Origin of the sequence: Solibacillus sp. NPDC093137 (genome assembly GCF_050280445.1) — a bacterium.
In the GTDB taxonomy this organism is placed as follows: domain Bacteria; phylum Bacillota; class Bacilli; order Bacillales_A; family Planococcaceae; genus Solibacillus; species Solibacillus isronensis_B.
Map to the genome: position 1 here is coordinate 797,491 of NZ_JBNNVH010000001.1, position 16,035 is coordinate 813,525.

Annotated in this window: 18 protein-coding genes; 14 read left to right on the forward strand and 4 right to left on the reverse strand. The window is 37.4% G+C overall.

From position 1 onward, the window contains the following. Window positions 1-29: 29 nt before the first annotated feature. Window positions 30-956 carry an EamA family transporter gene (locus ACQKN3_RS04135; RefSeq protein ID WP_427709616.1) on the reverse strand — a complete coding sequence of 309 codons (927 nt, stop codon included), beginning with the start codon at window positions 954-956 and terminating at the stop codon, window positions 30-32. Between the two features lie 190 nt (window positions 957-1,146). Here ACQKN3_RS04135 and ACQKN3_RS04140 point away from each other — a divergent pair, with 190 nt between their 5' ends. Both ACQKN3_RS04140 and ACQKN3_RS04145 read left to right on the forward strand, forming a co-directional pair. Next, window positions 1,147-1,950, forward strand: a complete 804-nt coding sequence (locus tag ACQKN3_RS04140; RefSeq protein WP_427709618.1) for an N-acetylmuramoyl-L-alanine amidase — start codon at window positions 1,147-1,149, stop codon at window positions 1,948-1,950. 55 nt (window positions 1,951-2,005) lie between these two features. Beyond that, on the forward strand, window positions 2,006-2,899 hold the full coding sequence (locus ACQKN3_RS04145) for a stalk domain-containing protein (protein ID WP_427709620.1): 894 nt from the start codon (window positions 2,006-2,008) through the stop codon (window positions 2,897-2,899). A 96-nt stretch (window positions 2,900-2,995) separates the two neighbouring features. On the opposite strand, the gene ACQKN3_RS04150 is transcribed toward ACQKN3_RS04145, so the two are convergent. After that, window positions 2,996-4,246 carry an MFS transporter gene (locus tag ACQKN3_RS04150; protein ID WP_427709622.1) on the reverse strand — a complete coding sequence of 417 codons (1,251 nt, stop codon included), beginning with the start codon at window positions 4,244-4,246 and terminating at the stop codon, window positions 2,996-2,998. A gap of 194 nt (window positions 4,247-4,440) precedes the next feature. Here ACQKN3_RS04150 and ACQKN3_RS04155 point away from each other — a divergent pair, with 194 nt between their 5' ends. Beyond that, window positions 4,441-4,704, forward strand: coding sequence for a YqhV family protein (locus tag ACQKN3_RS04155; protein ID WP_420820144.1), 264 nt, complete (start codon window positions 4,441-4,443; stop codon window positions 4,702-4,704). Between the two features lie 46 nt (window positions 4,705-4,750). Here the strand turns inward: ACQKN3_RS04155 and ACQKN3_RS04160 are convergent, their stop codons facing one another. Further along, window positions 4,751-5,980: an MFS transporter gene (locus ACQKN3_RS04160; protein ID WP_427709625.1), complete on the reverse strand. Its 1,230-nt coding sequence runs from the start codon at window positions 5,978-5,980 to the stop codon at window positions 4,751-4,753. A gap of 92 nt (window positions 5,981-6,072) precedes the next feature. Then, window positions 6,073-6,699: a LysE family transporter gene (locus ACQKN3_RS04165; RefSeq protein ID WP_427709627.1), complete on the reverse strand. Its 627-nt coding sequence runs from the start codon at window positions 6,697-6,699 to the stop codon at window positions 6,073-6,075. Window positions 6,700-6,923: 224 nt separating this feature from the next. Here ACQKN3_RS04165 and ACQKN3_RS04170 point away from each other — a divergent pair, with 224 nt between their 5' ends. The 11 genes from ACQKN3_RS04170 (at window position 6,924) to ACQKN3_RS04220 (ending at window position 15,951) form a co-directional block, all read left to right on the forward strand. Beyond that, complete coding sequence (locus ACQKN3_RS04170) at window positions 6,924-7,160, forward strand: hypothetical protein (protein WP_079527068.1); 237 nt, start codon at window positions 6,924-6,926, stop codon at window positions 7,158-7,160. Window positions 7,161-7,462: 302 nt separating this feature from the next. Then, on the forward strand, window positions 7,463-9,355 hold the full coding sequence (locus ACQKN3_RS04175; RefSeq protein WP_427709629.1) for an N-acetylmuramoyl-L-alanine amidase: 1,893 nt from the start codon (window positions 7,463-7,465) through the stop codon (window positions 9,353-9,355). A gap of 115 nt (window positions 9,356-9,470) precedes the next feature. Beyond that, a complete protein-coding gene (locus tag ACQKN3_RS04180) occupies window positions 9,471-9,917 on the forward strand; it encodes an aspartate aminotransferase (protein ID WP_427709631.1) in 447 nt (148 codons plus the stop codon). Window positions 9,918-9,930: 13 nt separating this feature from the next. After that, window positions 9,931-10,188 (forward strand): hypothetical protein, encoded by a 258-nt coding sequence (locus ACQKN3_RS04185; protein ID WP_427709633.1) that lies wholly within the window; start codon window positions 9,931-9,933, stop codon window positions 10,186-10,188. A gap of 38 nt (window positions 10,189-10,226) precedes the next feature. Continuing rightward, the gene (locus tag ACQKN3_RS04190) at window positions 10,227-10,373 is read left to right on the forward strand and encodes a hypothetical protein (RefSeq protein ID WP_427709635.1); all 147 of its coding nucleotides are present in this window, start codon (window positions 10,227-10,229) and stop codon (window positions 10,371-10,373) included. Between the two features lie 21 nt (window positions 10,374-10,394). Further along, window positions 10,395-10,805 carry a VOC family protein gene (locus ACQKN3_RS04195; RefSeq protein WP_427709637.1) on the forward strand — a complete coding sequence of 137 codons (411 nt, stop codon included), beginning with the start codon at window positions 10,395-10,397 and terminating at the stop codon, window positions 10,803-10,805. 218 nt (window positions 10,806-11,023) lie between these two features. Next, window positions 11,024-11,926, forward strand: coding sequence for an ABC transporter ATP-binding protein (locus ACQKN3_RS04200; RefSeq protein WP_251687605.1), 903 nt, complete (start codon window positions 11,024-11,026; stop codon window positions 11,924-11,926). After that, on the forward strand, window positions 11,910-13,151 hold the full coding sequence (locus ACQKN3_RS04205) for an ABC transporter permease (RefSeq protein ID WP_427709639.1): 1,242 nt from the start codon (window positions 11,910-11,912) through the stop codon (window positions 13,149-13,151). Before ACQKN3_RS04200 ends, ACQKN3_RS04205 begins: the two co-directional genes overlap by 17 nt. A gap of 249 nt (window positions 13,152-13,400) precedes the next feature. Beyond that, window positions 13,401-14,396, forward strand: coding sequence for a biotin synthase BioB (bioB, locus tag ACQKN3_RS04210; RefSeq protein WP_427709641.1), 996 nt, complete (start codon window positions 13,401-13,403; stop codon window positions 14,394-14,396). Between the two features lie 154 nt (window positions 14,397-14,550). Beyond that, window positions 14,551-15,747, forward strand: coding sequence for a class I SAM-dependent rRNA methyltransferase (locus ACQKN3_RS04215; RefSeq protein WP_251687610.1), 1,197 nt, complete (start codon window positions 14,551-14,553; stop codon window positions 15,745-15,747). 15 nt (window positions 15,748-15,762) lie between these two features. Continuing rightward, entirely contained in the window at window positions 15,763-15,951 is a 189-nt protein-coding gene (locus tag ACQKN3_RS04220) for a hypothetical protein (RefSeq protein WP_008403793.1), read from the forward strand. The last annotated feature ends 84 nt before the right edge of the window (window positions 15,952-16,035 follow it).

The window sequence follows — 16,035 nt, forward strand, 5'->3', positions numbered from 1 at the left end:
CCGCACACTCCATGCGAGCACTTCCTCTATCAAACGTCTACTGCCTCATCCTCAACCTTCTCCCGATCCGCCTTCAACGCTATATAAATCATCATCACCAAAATCAGTGAAGTTCCGAGCCACTGGAATCCGCCGAACGGTTCCTTCAGCCATAAAACTGTTGCCAGCACGGCAGTCAGCGGTTCAATATTGCCAAGCAGGCTTGTTTCCTTCGCGGTAAGAGTTTGTAGGCTTTCAATGTAAAACCAGAATGCCAGCATCGTGCCAAAAATAATCACAATTACTAAATAAAATACTGTCGCGCTTGTCCAAACCGATACATCCACATCCCATGGAGGCTGCACAAAACTCATTGTCAATCCCGCTATAAACATCGCCCAGCCAACAACGACAAGCGAGTCGAAGCGTTTTAATAGTGGAATGACATAGAGTGTATAAAATGCCAACGTCACACCGGACAATAACCCCCAAATAATTGCAGGGAGCGGTACAGCAAATGCGGAAAGTGAACCGTTTGTTAATAAAAAGAAGCTTCCGCTAAGAGCTAGCACAATTGTTACCGAATCTTTTTTCGTGAATTTGGACAGGCCACGCACCGTTACCCAAATAATAATCATGACCGGTGCCAAGTATTGCAATAATGTTGCGACCGCTGCATTGCCTTCTTTAATCGAAGCCATATATGTATACTGAACCCCCAGCATTCCAATAATCGCAAAAACGAGTAAGCGGAATGCATTTCGTTTCTCACGCCAAATCTTGAAAATTTGCCCCCGATCTTTAAATATTGCCTGGGCAATTAAAAGAAGAATACCGGCAATGACAAGGCGTGTTGACACAAGCCAGTTCACTTCAATGCCAAGAGAAAACAGTTGTTGTGCCATCGTTCCGCCGATACCCCAGAAAAAACTGCCACACACAACTAATAAAAAGCCAATCATTCGTTTGTTTTTCATGCCAAACCCTCACATTATGTATAATTACTTCATTGTAACGAATTATTATTCGAATTGCTATATCGCTATTTGAACGACTGTCTTTCAATGTGTTAAAAAACTAACTGCTATTTTAATATAATAAAAAACCGCGATGTCCCTTTTTCGGTACACAAACGGACATATAGATAGAAAAAGGAGGTGAATAACGATGTTAACAATTAGTGCAGGTCACTACGGAAAGGGGACAGGCGCATCAGGTTACATGAATGAAGGAGAGGAAACTGCCTCGCTTGTGCAGGAACTCGGGAAAAAATTACAGCAAAAAGGTGTGAAGGTCAACGTAATTATCGATAAACAATCTAAAAGCCAGCAGCAAAATTTGACGTATTTAGTGAAGCAGCATAATGCATCACAGCGCGAACTTGATGTCAGCATTCATTTTAATTCTGCACCAACACAGCAAAAAGAAGGGATCGGGACAGAAGTGCTGTATGTAAATCCTTCTATATCATCATTTGCGCAAAAGATGAGCACCGAAATTGCGAAAGCAGGAAAATTTAAAAATCGCGGGGCAAAACAGCGAAAGAACTTGGCATTTTTAAATGGCACAACGAAAAAGGCCATTCTCATAGAAGTATGTTTTGTCAATTCGGAGCAAGATGTAAAGTTATACCGGTCCAATAAAGACCAAATAATTGAAGCAATTGCCGAGACATTGAAAAGCTATTTTCCAAATACGGCACCACCATCGCCGACACCATCACCACCAGTAAAACCGACACCACCGGCACCAATACCGGACCCGCAAACGATTACGAGCAAGGCATTACAGCAAAAAGTGGAAGCAATTTTCAATGAAAAAGAAGCTGTACGTGAACAACTTAAACAAGGTGTACAAATAGGCGCTTTTCAGCCATTATGGTTGGAAAACTTTGATCTGGGTAAATTAACGTTATACGATTATATTGCGCTCACAACATTGCAATATCAAAAAAATAACTTGAATATGTAACCTTTTCCCCCTTAAATCGACTAATGTAGTGAAATTACCGAAAGGATGGAACTATATGAAAAAAATTGCACCTTTAGCATTATCTGTACTGCTACTTGGAACCGTTACTGCTTACGCTGATCAGCCAACAACAGAAGGGACTGAAGAAGTGGAAAAAGCAGGGACATTTATCCAGCACAGAGGGAATATTACTGCAGTCGAACAGAGGGGAAATGCCAAATTATTTACGGCAGAACTTGAAAACAATGTGTTCAATTTCTATGTAGATGACAAAACACTTGTTTTTGATGAACATGGCAATGAAGTGGAACTGAAAATTGGTGATACGATTTCACTTTCAATTTATGCGGATCAGCCAATGATCTTAATCTATCCTCCGCAATATGCACCACCTGTAGTGATTGTGGAAAAAGATGATACTGCCAACTCAGCAAAGATCACACAATTTGATGATAACTTCTTAAGTGATGATGGAAAGTTAAAACTGAATTTAAATGAGGAATCGGTCATTATTAATTCAAAAGGCGAAAAAGTGTCTGCAAAGGAATTGAAAAACTATAGCGCAATTGTATTTTACGGACCAACAACAAAGAGTATTCCAGCACAGGCAGCACCAGAAAAAATCATTGTATTCCCAAAACTTGAAGAAGAAGTAGAAAACCCTGAAATAGCACCAGAAATACAGGAAATAATTGGGGAAGATTACAAAGAAGTCGATGGCAAAATCATGGTGCCGTTACGCATTGTCACAGAAGAACTTGGCTTTAAAGTCACTTCAACAGGAAATGGCGCGGTCATTTCAAAAAATGCTTTGTCGTACACAATTACACGTGGCGAGAAAACATATGGCCATAACCGTGCACTTAAACATTTTGACGTTGCACCAGCATTACTGGAAGAAAACAAAACATATGTAGAATATGATTTTGTTAAAGAGTTACTGAAATAAAATTAAATAGTGCAAGGGCTAAAATTCATTCGTCATATGGATTTTAGCCATTTTTTATATTAAAAAGGTGCTTTGAAAACTCAAAGCACCATGTTTTTAATGTATAAAGCGAGGCTGTTTCTTTATTAATATTACAAATAAACTTGCCATGACACAGCAGACACCGGCCATAAAAAATGCCCAAGTATAAGTATTAAAATAGGAATATAACATACCCCCACCATATGCGGCAGTTGCGGCACCTACTTGGTGAGATGCAAAAATCCACCCGTAAATAATCGCGCTTTTATGTACTCCAAATATTTGTCTCGAAAGATTGATGGTCGGCGGTACAGTCGCCACCCAATCCAATCCGTAAAATACAGTGAAAACAAGGATCCAAGTCAGATTGCCTTCCATTAACGCAAAAGGCAGCAAGACAAGAGAAGCACCTCTAAACAAATAATACCAAAACAGTAGCCAGCGATTATCAATACGATCGGACAGCCAACCGGAAAGTGTTGTTCCTACCATATTGAAAACGCCCATAAATGATAGCAAGGAAGCCGCAGTCACGATAGGTATGCCGAAGCTGATACAGTATGAAATAAAATGTGTCCCGACGAGCCCGTTTGTTGAAAAGCCGCAAAAAAAGAAACTTCCTGCCAATAACCAAAATTCTTTAGCGCGTACAGCATCGGCCAACCCTTTAAATGCGAGAACAATGGGATTGCCTTTTGATTGATCATCCGCGACCTCTACATCCTCTGTCTGACCAAATGGAAGGATGCCGATTTCTTTCGGTGTGTTTCTCATAAATAAAAAGATAAGGAAAAACATTATGGAACTAATCGTTATAATTAAACCAATTGCCCATCGCCACGAGTAATTTTCGATAATTGTGGCTAATACAGGGAGGAGTATTAACTGGCCCATTGCCGTACTCGCAGTCAGAATCCCTGTTGCAAGTCCTCTTTTTTCTTTAAACCAGTGATTCGCTACATATGGACTTAAAACTGTTAAAAACAGACTGGAGCCAAGTCCGATAATTACACCCCAAATAATGATCAGTTGCCATGATTGATTCATCAGGAAAATTAATAGAAGACCAGTCAGTAACGTCCCCATTGAAGCAAGCATCATTTTCTTTAATCCGAATTTTTGGAGCAATGCAGCCATGAATGGTCCAGCAAATCCGTATAAAAACAAGCTGATTCCAAAGGCTAGAGAAATCACTTGACGATCCCAGCCAAACTCTTTTTCAAAAGGAGTTAAGAAAACCCCGGATGACGCCATCGCAATCCCGGCGGCAATAATGGAGCAGAATGATATAGCTAGAATAATCCAGCTATAATGAATTTTTTTCAACTGAACACCGCCTTTATTTACTATATTTTAATTTTAAATAGAAATGGATCATATGTAAAATTATATTTTCAGATTGTTTCGATAATATTGTACGGACTTTTGCTAACTAAAGATTTCCATATGTTTTATAAATATATTTCTAGGTTCGATTGCATATGTTAGGTAACAACACTAGCAAGGATGTGGTTACATTTATGGATAAGGCACTCATTATTATTATTGCTTTAAGAATTATGTCCGGAAGTATAGAATTAACGGCAGCTGCATTAATGTTTAAATTCAATGATTTAGAAAAAGCCTTTTATATTAATACGCTACTAGCCCTGGTCGGTCCGGTTGTCTTAATTGTGACAACAGCACTAGCATTGCTTGGCCTGGCAGAAAAAATTTCGCTGACACGAATAATATGTCTTTTCTGCGGGATTTCCCTCATACTTTTTAGTTTGAAATCTGCATGAAACATAAAAAAGGACCTATGCAGCTATTGCTGTTAGGTCCTTATTTCTATGTTGTTTCTTTTGGCTCAATATCCTCTACTTTGATAAACTTTATAACGAAAAATAGAAGAATAAATCCTAATATACCTGCAGTAATATAGCTAATATTGAGGTGTTCTTTCATGACAAGTGACATGATAGGCGGACCTGCTGCAACACCGATGAATCTCGCGGAACTATAGAATGAGGATACAGTACCACGTAATTCTTTTCTAATATTATCCGTAATAATGGTGTCAAGCGCGGGCAATAGAGCACCGATAGCTATTCCGACTATACTTGTGACAATCAGCAAAAGGATGAGTTTTTTGCTTGTGAACCCGACAAAGATAATGCTGACAGACATTGCAATCAAGGAAAATATAATAATTTTCTTAATTCTGTTTAAATCTCCTTTAATTTTCCGACCGGAAATATAAGAAGAAATACAGAGAAGTAAAAGCGGGATGGCCAGTACAAAACCTTTCTTAATCCCTTTAATATCATGAACTTTTTCCAGATTTTCTGATAAGAAAAATAACATGCCGAATAATATGAGCATAACAAGGACACCGTTAAGGAATACCGTATACAACCATTTTCCTTCGTCTTTAAAAACTTCCTTTGTATTACGTATAAATTCCTTAAACTTCAAAGGTTCATCCTTATCTTTAGGTACTTTAACAAAGAAGAATATAAGTGCAATGGAAATTAAACTGAGTGCTGATATAGAAAAGAACGGAAGGAACCATAATATAGCAGCAAAAACTGAGCCTAAAATAGGACTCAATACTTTTCCGAACGTATTTGAAGTTTCTATTATCCCTAAAGTTGAACTGATTTTTTCATCGTCATCTTGATAAAGGTCACCTACAAGAGGTAAAACAATTGGCATCGCTCCGGCAGCACCTATACCTTGAATGATCCTGCCGATAATAATCATTGTGAAAGGGTCATCCATTTTCCATGAAGCAAACCCTGCGATTAGTCCGCCAATTAAAGCTAAGATCAGACTCGGTAATATGACGACTTTCCGGCCAAAGCGGTCAGATAAATAGCCTGCTACTGGAATAAGAAAAATTGCTGCGACTGAATAGCTTGTAATGATCATGCTCGATTGAAATGATGTAATTCCGACTTTCTCCTCTAGTATTGGGAGCACTGGAATAAGCATTGAATTTCCTAAAGTCATGATGAGAGGAATAGAAGTCAGACTTACAATACACCATATACTTACATGTCCCTTGTTTTTATCCATTACCACACCTCGGCTAATTTTATATTTATTTAGGTATGGTTTCCTTTCGTGTTCATTTTATACGCAAGGCTTTTTTGTCTAAGCTACAATAATTAAAATAACAAATGAAAAGCCTGCTTTCCAAAGTAAATTCCGAATCCAATCATAAAGATAGATGAAATAACCGTTACAGTTTTCAATAGATTAATGGATAATAATTTGCGAGCGACGCTGGATAAAAATGAATATAGAAAATCAACTAATATAATGCCGAGCAATATGGCACTGCTTATTATTATGATGTCAAATCCAGAAGCGATACCCGCTGTTTTTGCGAGGATGGAGCCATATATCCCCAGCCAAAAAAGAATTGTTATCGGATTTAACAATGACATTAACAATCCAGCTAATAACGAATGTCTCAATCTAACTATTTTGCCGGTTTTAGAGTTCATCTCAATTTTATGTAGAGTGAGTAAGCTTTCTATCCCTGTATACAAAAGAACAAAGCACCCAAAAGACCATAGTATTGTTTGTAAAAGTATCGAATCAATGAATTTTCCCACTCCAAAATAAACGACGAACATATAGACAATGTCAGTAGTCAAAGCACCAAGACTGAAAAACCAGGCATGAAAGAACCCGTTCTTTAAACCTGTATTTAAAAGGACGTTCTTCACAGGTCCAAATGTAGCGGCCATCGTTATGCCTAAAAAGATATAGGTAAATATTGAATTCATAAAATGTCCTCCATTAATTACATATTTGTGCATTTTATTCGATGGTGGGGTTTTTTAGGACTAGTAATAGGCTGAGCTGATTATTTATTTTGAGGAATTTTATTTGCAGCGATTAAGGGGAGGAAGTTTACTTAGATTTATATTCAATAAATAGATTATTAAATGGATTTATTGTTATAATTTTAAAGTAATGATGATATTTAAATTATAGGGAGGCAGTCATTATGCAAATAGATAAAAATATGCAGGAAATGTTTTCGAACTTTATTTTACAACGAGTAAAAGAGGACAAGATGGAGGAAGCTAAAGCTTTACTTGCTGAAAATTTTAAAAAGCAGGATGAAGGTACATTTACTAAAGAGGATGTTGAACAGTTTGTTCCAAAAATGATGGAATACTTAAAACCGGAAAAAATTGAAGAGATTCGTACAATCGCAAAACAATTTTCTATCAATTTCTAATAAAAAAAAGACGAATTCATAAAAAAATTATAGACTTACAAAGAATCCATTTGTCCGAAATATTACGGACAGGATTCTTTTTTTTACCCATCACAAAACATCGATAATTCGCTCTATTACAACAATGTTAAATAGACTATTTACCCCTTACTTCCACTTTACAAACCTAATTTATTATGCAATGTAATCTTTTTGTAACTAGACTGTAACAAGATTTTGACATTAAATATGGATTTACCTCTATTTTTTTCCGGTTTTGTACTATACAATGAGGTGGACAGCTTATGAAAGGATAGGGAACAATGAATCAAAAATTGATTACATTGGTTGTTGCAATCTTCCTCGTTTGTACACTAGCTGTTACACCGACATCAGCTAAAGTAGTATTTGCAGATGTTGCGACAACCGATGCCACTTACGACGAGATCCAGTATTTAATTAGCCTAGGGGCAATTAAAGGATATCAGGAAAAGGGCAAAACGTACTACAAACCCAACATGAGTGTGACGCGTGCACAAGCTGCCAAGATGGCAGTCATTGCTGCAGGTAAAAGTCCACTAAAAGTAAGTAATTCCTCGTACACAGATGTTAAAGTCGGGACAGAACAATCGACATACATCGAACGTGCACGTCAACTTGGATTATTTACTAAAACATCAGGGAAATTTTCTCCTAATGCCACTTTGTCTCGTGAAGAAATGAGTCACGTTCTATCTATCGCATTTAATTTAAATGTTAGTGACTATAAAGATTTACCGGTGTACTTCCCAGATGTATCGAATTCGAATACATATGCTCCGTATATTAAAGCAATCTACTATAATGGGATTACAAAAGGTAGTGACGGCAAATATATGCCAAAAGGCTCGGTAACACGAGCACAGTTTGCATCATTTATCGCAAGAGCAAAAAGCGATGAATTCCGACTAGCCTTACCCGAACACCTTGATTCCGTTGATACGAAACAAGTAATTGGTCTTGTTTCAATAACAACAGATGGCTTAAATGTTCGTACAAAGCCGACAACATCAAGTGCAGTGATTGGCAGAGTAAATTCGGGCGGTAAGTTATCGGTGTATGCTGTGGAAGGTAATTGGTTAAAAGTTTCTTATCAAGGTTATTACGGTTATATCAGTAAATCATATGCTAAATTCCTTGAACAAGACGGCAGTGCCATTGGACCATCAATTAAAGCTGTCAAGACAAATACAATTATAAATCTGTATTACAAACCGACATCGTCATCGAAAAAAATTAAACAAATTTCAGCCGGTTCAACATTGTCAGTCTATAAAGAAATTGACGGTTATTATTTAACAACAGTAGGTGGAATTCCAGGCTATATTGTAAAAAATAGCACAACGGATGTTGGTGGTTCAAGTGTGAATCCGCCACCATCAGAAACGGATTCCGACAATAACGATCCTGTCGTTACATCCGGCACAACAGGCAAGGTAACGGTTGCAAGTTTAAACATGCGCAAATCGGCTTCAGGATCATCAGCCACAATTAAAAAGTTATCAAAAGGATCAGTAATTGCGGTTCATTCCATTGATGGCTATTGGGCAAAGGTGACAGCGGGCAAAGATACAGGATATGTGCACAAATCGTATATTAAACTAGTAAACGAAAAAGGCAGCCCTATCAAAGACCGTATTATTATTTTAGACCCAGGGCACGGTGGTAAAGATCCAGGTGCTGTGAACTCAGGTAGTACGGAAAAAGCGATCGTTTTAAAAGTAGGCAATCTTGTCAAACAAAAACTTGAAGCAAACGGCGCAAAAGTATTTACTACACGTTCAGGAGATACGTATCCATCCCTTCAGGAACGTGTGAAATTTACAAAGGATAAGTTCGGTGAAGTTTATGTAAGCATTCACGTAAATTCAGCGACATCTACAAGTGCGAAAGGTACGGAAACGTATTACAGCATTACAACAGGTGATCAGTATGAAGAGGATAAAAAGCTTGCGACGTATATCAATAATGAAATCGTCAAAAATGCGGATATGAAAAACCGAGGGGTAAAAGAAGCACAGTATTATGTGACACGCAATATGATCATTCCTTCTGTATTAGTCGAACTTGGGTTCATCTCCAATGCAGAAGATCGTAAAAAATTAATCAATGATAAGTATGTAGAAATCTATGCACAATCTATTTACAACGGGATTGTTGATTACTACAGAAAATAAAATATGCTGTTTGATGGCTTAGTTCTTTTAAAAGGACTAAGCCATTTTTATTTAAGGTTAAAAGGAAAATATGGTAAAATTTATTAAAATTAACGTTTGCATATTGGGGGATGAAATGAAGCATTCAATAAAAATAGTCTTATTAATTGGATTTATTTTAGGTGTTTATTATTTGTGGAATCAATATGAAATGTACCAGTTTTCTAAAGGGTTCGATGAATTGCATACAGTGGACAGTAAAGAATTAACAAAGGTCACAGTCGCTAAATATCCATCAAATGATTCATCAGTTTCTTACAATATGGATGAAGTAAGTGAACTTTACCTTATGCTGGAGACAATGCCATCCGAAAGGGTACGTAAAGTAAAAGAAACCACATCCTATTATACAATTAAATTCTCCGACCAATCGCTCGGGAAGACGGTCACCTATACGATTTACGATAATGATAGAGTAAAACGGGAAAAAGAGGGAACAAATTTACGGTCAACCGGTTATCTAAAATTAAATGAACCGTTTGACCGTAAATTGCTGGAAGAGTGGATTAAAAATAATGAATAATGCGGTGATTTAATTGACATTTAAAATGTTAAAAAAAGAATTCAAGTTGATTGGCTTAATGGGCAGTGGGGTGTATGAAAACTTTGGAAGTGAAGTACCATTGCTTGCAAAAGGGTTATTAAGCCGTTTTAGTGAGATCGACTTCCCGACTGAAAGTGAAATTGCATTATATGAGCCTAAAAAGAGTGCCGATCATACGACAGGTAATTTCTATGTAGGACTTATCGTTCGCGAGAGAGTGAAGAGATCCCGACAGGAATGGATTATTTAGAGACGAATAACCATTATATCACGACAAGAGGGAACATAATGGAGTTGGATAAACTTCATGAAAATTTGCTGAATTGGGGAACAGCGCAAGATTTTAAAAGAGATCTTGATTCTTATATTATCGAAACTTATCACCCTGTCAGCGAAGGGGAAGAAGTAGAAATCTATTTACCAATCATTGCGTAGAACTTAAAAGGGAGAAGAAAAATGGGCGATAAATTAGTGAGAGTCGGAACAACTTACATACCGGTAACGGATGTGGATCAATCTGCTGAATGGTATGTGAAGAACTTGGAAGCGGCTTTAAGTTACAAAGACACGGATAAAGCCATATTAAACTTTGCGAATCAAAGTTTCTTTCTAGTGAAATCGAATGAAAATGTCACTGCCAATTTTAAAGATAAAAATGGAAACGAACGTTTTTCAATAACATTTGAAGTTGATGGATTACACGCTTTAGCAAAATTGCATAAAGAATTTCAGCAAAGCGGTGTAAAAGTCTGTGAGATTGAAGATCGAGGGCATGCCGGAAGAAACTTTGTCTTTTATGATTTGGATAAAAACAAATTCGATGTATGGAGCGAACTGAGCCCTACTTTTAAAGAAAAATTTAAATAACTTCTTTATGGACTTAGTATGGATAAATTCCTTACTAAGTTTTTTTCGTAATAATGAATCTTTTCTTGTTCTGTTCCGTACATAAACATAGTGGCGAATGAAATTGTTAAGTATTTTTATATGCTGTGTTTATTACATATTTTTTTTACTCATTTTATAATCCGAATAATTGCTATATAATGGAATTTCGCTAGTTCTTATAAACAGGAGGTACGCTCATGGTGTTACAACTGAAAGATGTGACGAAACGTTACCGTGATTTTGTTGCGGTAAACCGATTGAACTTTACAATTGAAAAAGGCGAAATATTCGGCTTGATCGGACAAAACGGCGCAGGTAAAACGACTACATTTCGAATGATTCTGGATTTACAGGATACAACAGAAGGTATCATTACATGGGATGGGCAGCCGATTAAATCGGTAAGCCGTGACTTTTTAGGTTATTTACCGGAAGAACGCGGTATTTTCCCGCAAATGAAAGTGGAAGAGCAGCTTTACTTTTTCGGCGAGCTGCATGGAATGGATAAAAACGAGCTGAAAAAAGATATCGACTTTTGGATCGAGCGCTTTGATCTGGAAGAAAAACGACATGTAAAAGCCGAGACTCTATCGAAAGGGAATAAGCAAAAGGTCCAATTAATCGCCAGCTTTATTCATAAACCGGCATTTTTAATTCTTGATGAACCGTTTAGTGGATTGGACCCGGTAAACATGGAGCTGCTGAAAAATGCAATTCTGTATTTGCGCGACCAAGGTATGACAATTTTATTCTCGAGTCATCAAATGGATAACGTTGAGGAGCTTTGTGATCACTTATGCTTATTAAAGCGCGGGGAATCCCTGTTTTCAGGCTCGCTGCTTGATCTGAAAAAGCAGTACGGTAAAACGAAACTGACTGTACGTACTGACAAATCTTTTGAAGTATTAAGCAACTACCCAGGTGTGAATCATGTCAAAATGGAACGGGATTCACAGGCAGTACTGACCCTTGAAGATGAAAAATATGCACCTGAAATTTTTGACCTGCTTTCAAACGGCAATTACATCGAAAAATTCAGTTTAGATTATTTATCCCTGCATGAAATCTTCAAAGAGAAAGTAGGTGCCGGCCTTGTCTAAATTTAAAGTGCTCATTAAAAAGTTATATAAACAAAAAATTACATCGAAGTCCTTTATTTTAACAACATTGCTTTATTTAGTTGTGCTAAGCGGGTTTATGTTCTGGTCTGAAATCAAAGACCTCATTTTCTCTGGGGATGCCGATACAGTAGCTGTTGTAAATGAAACTGATTTTGATATCGCGCAAGTACTGCAGGATACCGATGATGTGGAATATGTATATGTTGAATCGGGAGATATCGCGGATAAATTGAAAGATGGAGATTATTATGCTGCCTTTACCTTATCAGATGCAGAGGGCAAACTAGCGGCGAAAATTGAATCATATGATCCGCTTCCGCTAAATGACCAGCAAGATTTCCAAAGTGCGCTAAGTGCAGCAGGTCAGCTGTATGCGATGAGCCAAATGGAATTATCACCAGAACAGCAACAGCTACTTTTATCGTCAGAACCGGTCATTACGTTAAATTCATTGAATGAAGCTGCGGATGACGGTAAATCTGCAGAAGAAAAAATGGCGGGTGTTTGGGTTTCGTATGCGATTGGGATTATTATTTATATTTTTGTCGCATCGTATTTATCAATGATTACAACAGATGTTGCTTCGGAAAAAGGGTCTCGTGCACTGGAAATGTTATTAGTGAGCGTGAAGCCTGAAGTGCATTTCCGTTCAAAAATTGTCGGTGTATTTTTAGTCGCACTTACCCAATTCGTCATTCTATTCGGAGGCCTATTATTATTACTTCGCTTTTCGGATGGCGGAAACAAATGGTCAATTGTAACCGATCTGCTTAATTCATTATCGATCAGTTACTTCTTGTATATTATCGGGTTCTTATTCTTAACGATTTTCATGTATCTAATTATTGGCGCATTATTCGGTTCCCTAGTGTCAAAAGTAGAAGAGGCAGGGCAAGTAATGATGCCGGCAATGATGCTGACACTTGTAGGATTCTACGTAATGCTGACAGGTATGGGTAACCCGGATACAATGCTGATTAAAGTATTCTCGTACATACCGTTTACATCAGGTATGGTTATGCCGATGCGTTTAGGTGCGACGGATATGAATGCCATTGAACCAATCATTAGCTTTGCTCTTTTAGTTGTGACAGTTCTGACACTATACTTCTTAAGTCTGTCATTCTACAAACGAAGTGTACTGACATATTCATCAGGCGGAATTATTGAAAAAATGAAAACAGTATTTAAAGTAACAACGTAACTTTTAAAATATGCTCCCCATTATGTGGACAGGAAAACTGTTCCTTTTAATGGGGAGTTTTTTTATACGTTCCCTTAACAAAATCATCTTTTAAGTTAACCTAATAAAAAATATAGTTGACGTAAAAAGGTGATTACTTTATATTTACGTTAACCTTATAAAATTAAAGGTTAACAAAAGCGAAGAATTTTAAATCAGTTGTTTAATGATTATAAAATAAATCGAACTGATCAATAGGGGGAAGTATTAATGAATTGGGTTCAATTAGCTGAAGAAGTTCTCGAAGGAAAAATACTTACGAATGAGGAAGCGTTAGCCATTGTCCATGCACCAGACGATGAATTGCTGCTATTAATGCAAGGGGCCTTCCTTATTCGGAAACACTATTACGGTAAAAAGGTAAAACTAAATATGATTATGAATGCTAAAAGTGGCTACTGTCCTGAAAACTGCGGCTATTGCTCACAATCATCCATTTCCACTGCACCAATTGAAAAATATCCGTTTATAACAAAAGAAGAAATTATTGCCGGAGCTAAAAAAGCATTTGAAAATCAGATTGGAACGTTTTGTATTGTTGCGAGTGGACGCGGACCGACACGTAAAGATGTAAAGGTTGTAAGTGAAGCGGTTCAGGAAATTAAAGAAAAATATGGTTTAAAAGTATGTGCTTGTTTAGGGCTGCTAAAAGATGAACAGGCCGAACAATTAAAAACAGCTGGAGTCGACCGCTATAATCATAATTTGAATACATCCGAAAAGCATCACGATTATATTACAACTTCACATACATATAAAGATCGGGTCGATACAGTTGAAATTGCTAAAAAATATGGAATGTCACCTTGTTCGGGGGCCATTATTGGGATGCGTGAAACGAAACAGGATGTTGTTGATATTGCCTATGCACTTCATGCACTGGATGCAGACTCCATTCCGATCAACTTTTTAAATGCAATTGACGGTACAAAGCTAGAAGGTACAAAGGAGCTGGATCCCCGCTATTGCTTGAAAGTACTCGCCTTATTCCGCTACATTAATCCAACAAAGGAAATACGAATTGCTGGAGGACGTGAAATCAACTTAGGTTCGTTACAGCCATTTGGGTTGTATGCCGCAAATAGTATTTTTGTAGGGGATTATTTAACAACAGAAGGGCAAGAGGAAAATGCGGATTATGCATTAATCAGAGATTTAGGCTTTGAAATTGAAATTAATGAGAAGCAAGCAGCATTTCAAAAGTAGGCTGTATACGAGAGTTCATCCAAAAGTAAGCACAACTCAACATGCGAGTAGCTATTCGCAAGCATTCGTAGTAAACTTATATTGTACGGAGAGATTTGTATCTATAACAAGTCTCTCTTTTTTATGAACGAAAAACAGTAGTAAGGATGAAAGCATGAGAAAAAAAACAGAACTACAAGTAGAAAGTAAAGCGATTAAGGATTTGACGAATGGCAATCCATTAATTTTAAAAGATACTGTTGTAATGCCGGAAGTATCGATTGAAGAAGGTAGTCTTCTTCATTTAGTTGATAAAAGCGGCGGATATATTGCAACTGGCTATTACGGGATTCAAAATAAGGGAATCGGCTGGGTACTGACTCGTAAAGAAAAAGAGCAAATTGATGTGAAGTTCTTTACGAAAAAAATCCGTGAAGCTGCTGAAAAACGTGCAGACTTTTTTGCCTCTGAAGATACAACTGCTTTCCGTGTGTTTAACGGTGAAGGCGACGGCATTGGCGGTTTGACAATTGATTTCTTTAACGGCTTTTATATGGTGAGCTGGTACAGTGAAGGAATTTATTCATTCCGTAATGATATCTATGAAGCATTGAATGCGGCAGTGAATACACGCGGTATTTATGAAAAACTGCGCTTTGATACAAATGGTCAATATATTGATCAGGATGATTATGTATCCGGTGAAAAAGGCGAATTCCCGCTAATCGTTCAGGAAAACGGCATGAATTTTGCGGTTGATCTGAATGATGGGGCAATGACAGGAATTTTCCTGGATCAGCGAAATGTACGCAAAGCATTACGTGACCGCTATTCAACTGATAAGACGGTGCTAAATACATTCTCGTACACAGGTGCGTTTTCGGTTGCCGCAGCTTTAGGCGGTGCATCAGGTACGACGAGTGTCGATCTGGCTAAACGCAGCTTGCCGAAAACAATTGAGCAATTCAGTGTGAATGGAATCGACTATGAATCACAAGATATTAAAGTGATGAATGTATTTGACTATTTCAGTTATGCAGCAAGAAAAGGCTTGAAATTCGATGTCGTTGTACTGGATCCACCAAGCTTTGCCCGGACGAAAAAAATGACGTTCAGTACGTCAAAAGATTATCCGAAATTGCTCAAGGATGCGTTAACTATTACAAACGATGGTGGCGTTATTATCGCATCGACAAACAATGCAAGCTTTAATATGAAAAAGTTCAAAACATTTATCGACAAAGCGTTTAAAGATTATGGTGCACGCTATAAAATTTTAGAAGAGCACCAGTTGCCGGAAGATTTCACGGTGCCGCATAATTTCCCGGAATTCAATTATTTAAAAGTAGTCATCATTCAAGTGATGAACTAATCGGAGTGATATTAGATGAAATACAATAAAACAACGATGCTGAAATTAATCAACGAGCATCGCGAACTGCATGACGAACTGAAAAAACTGAAATCGGAAATGGGACTGGAAAAAAACTTCGCCGTTAAAGCGCTGTACCATTCAGCTGTGGCAGAAGATGGCCCATATATGAAAGATTATCAGGACTTGGAACGTTTACGCTAATATACGCATCGCAACGATTGAATACAATTGTTGTGGTGTATTTTTTTTGATCTTACTATAAAAATAAGCGTACATAATCATGAT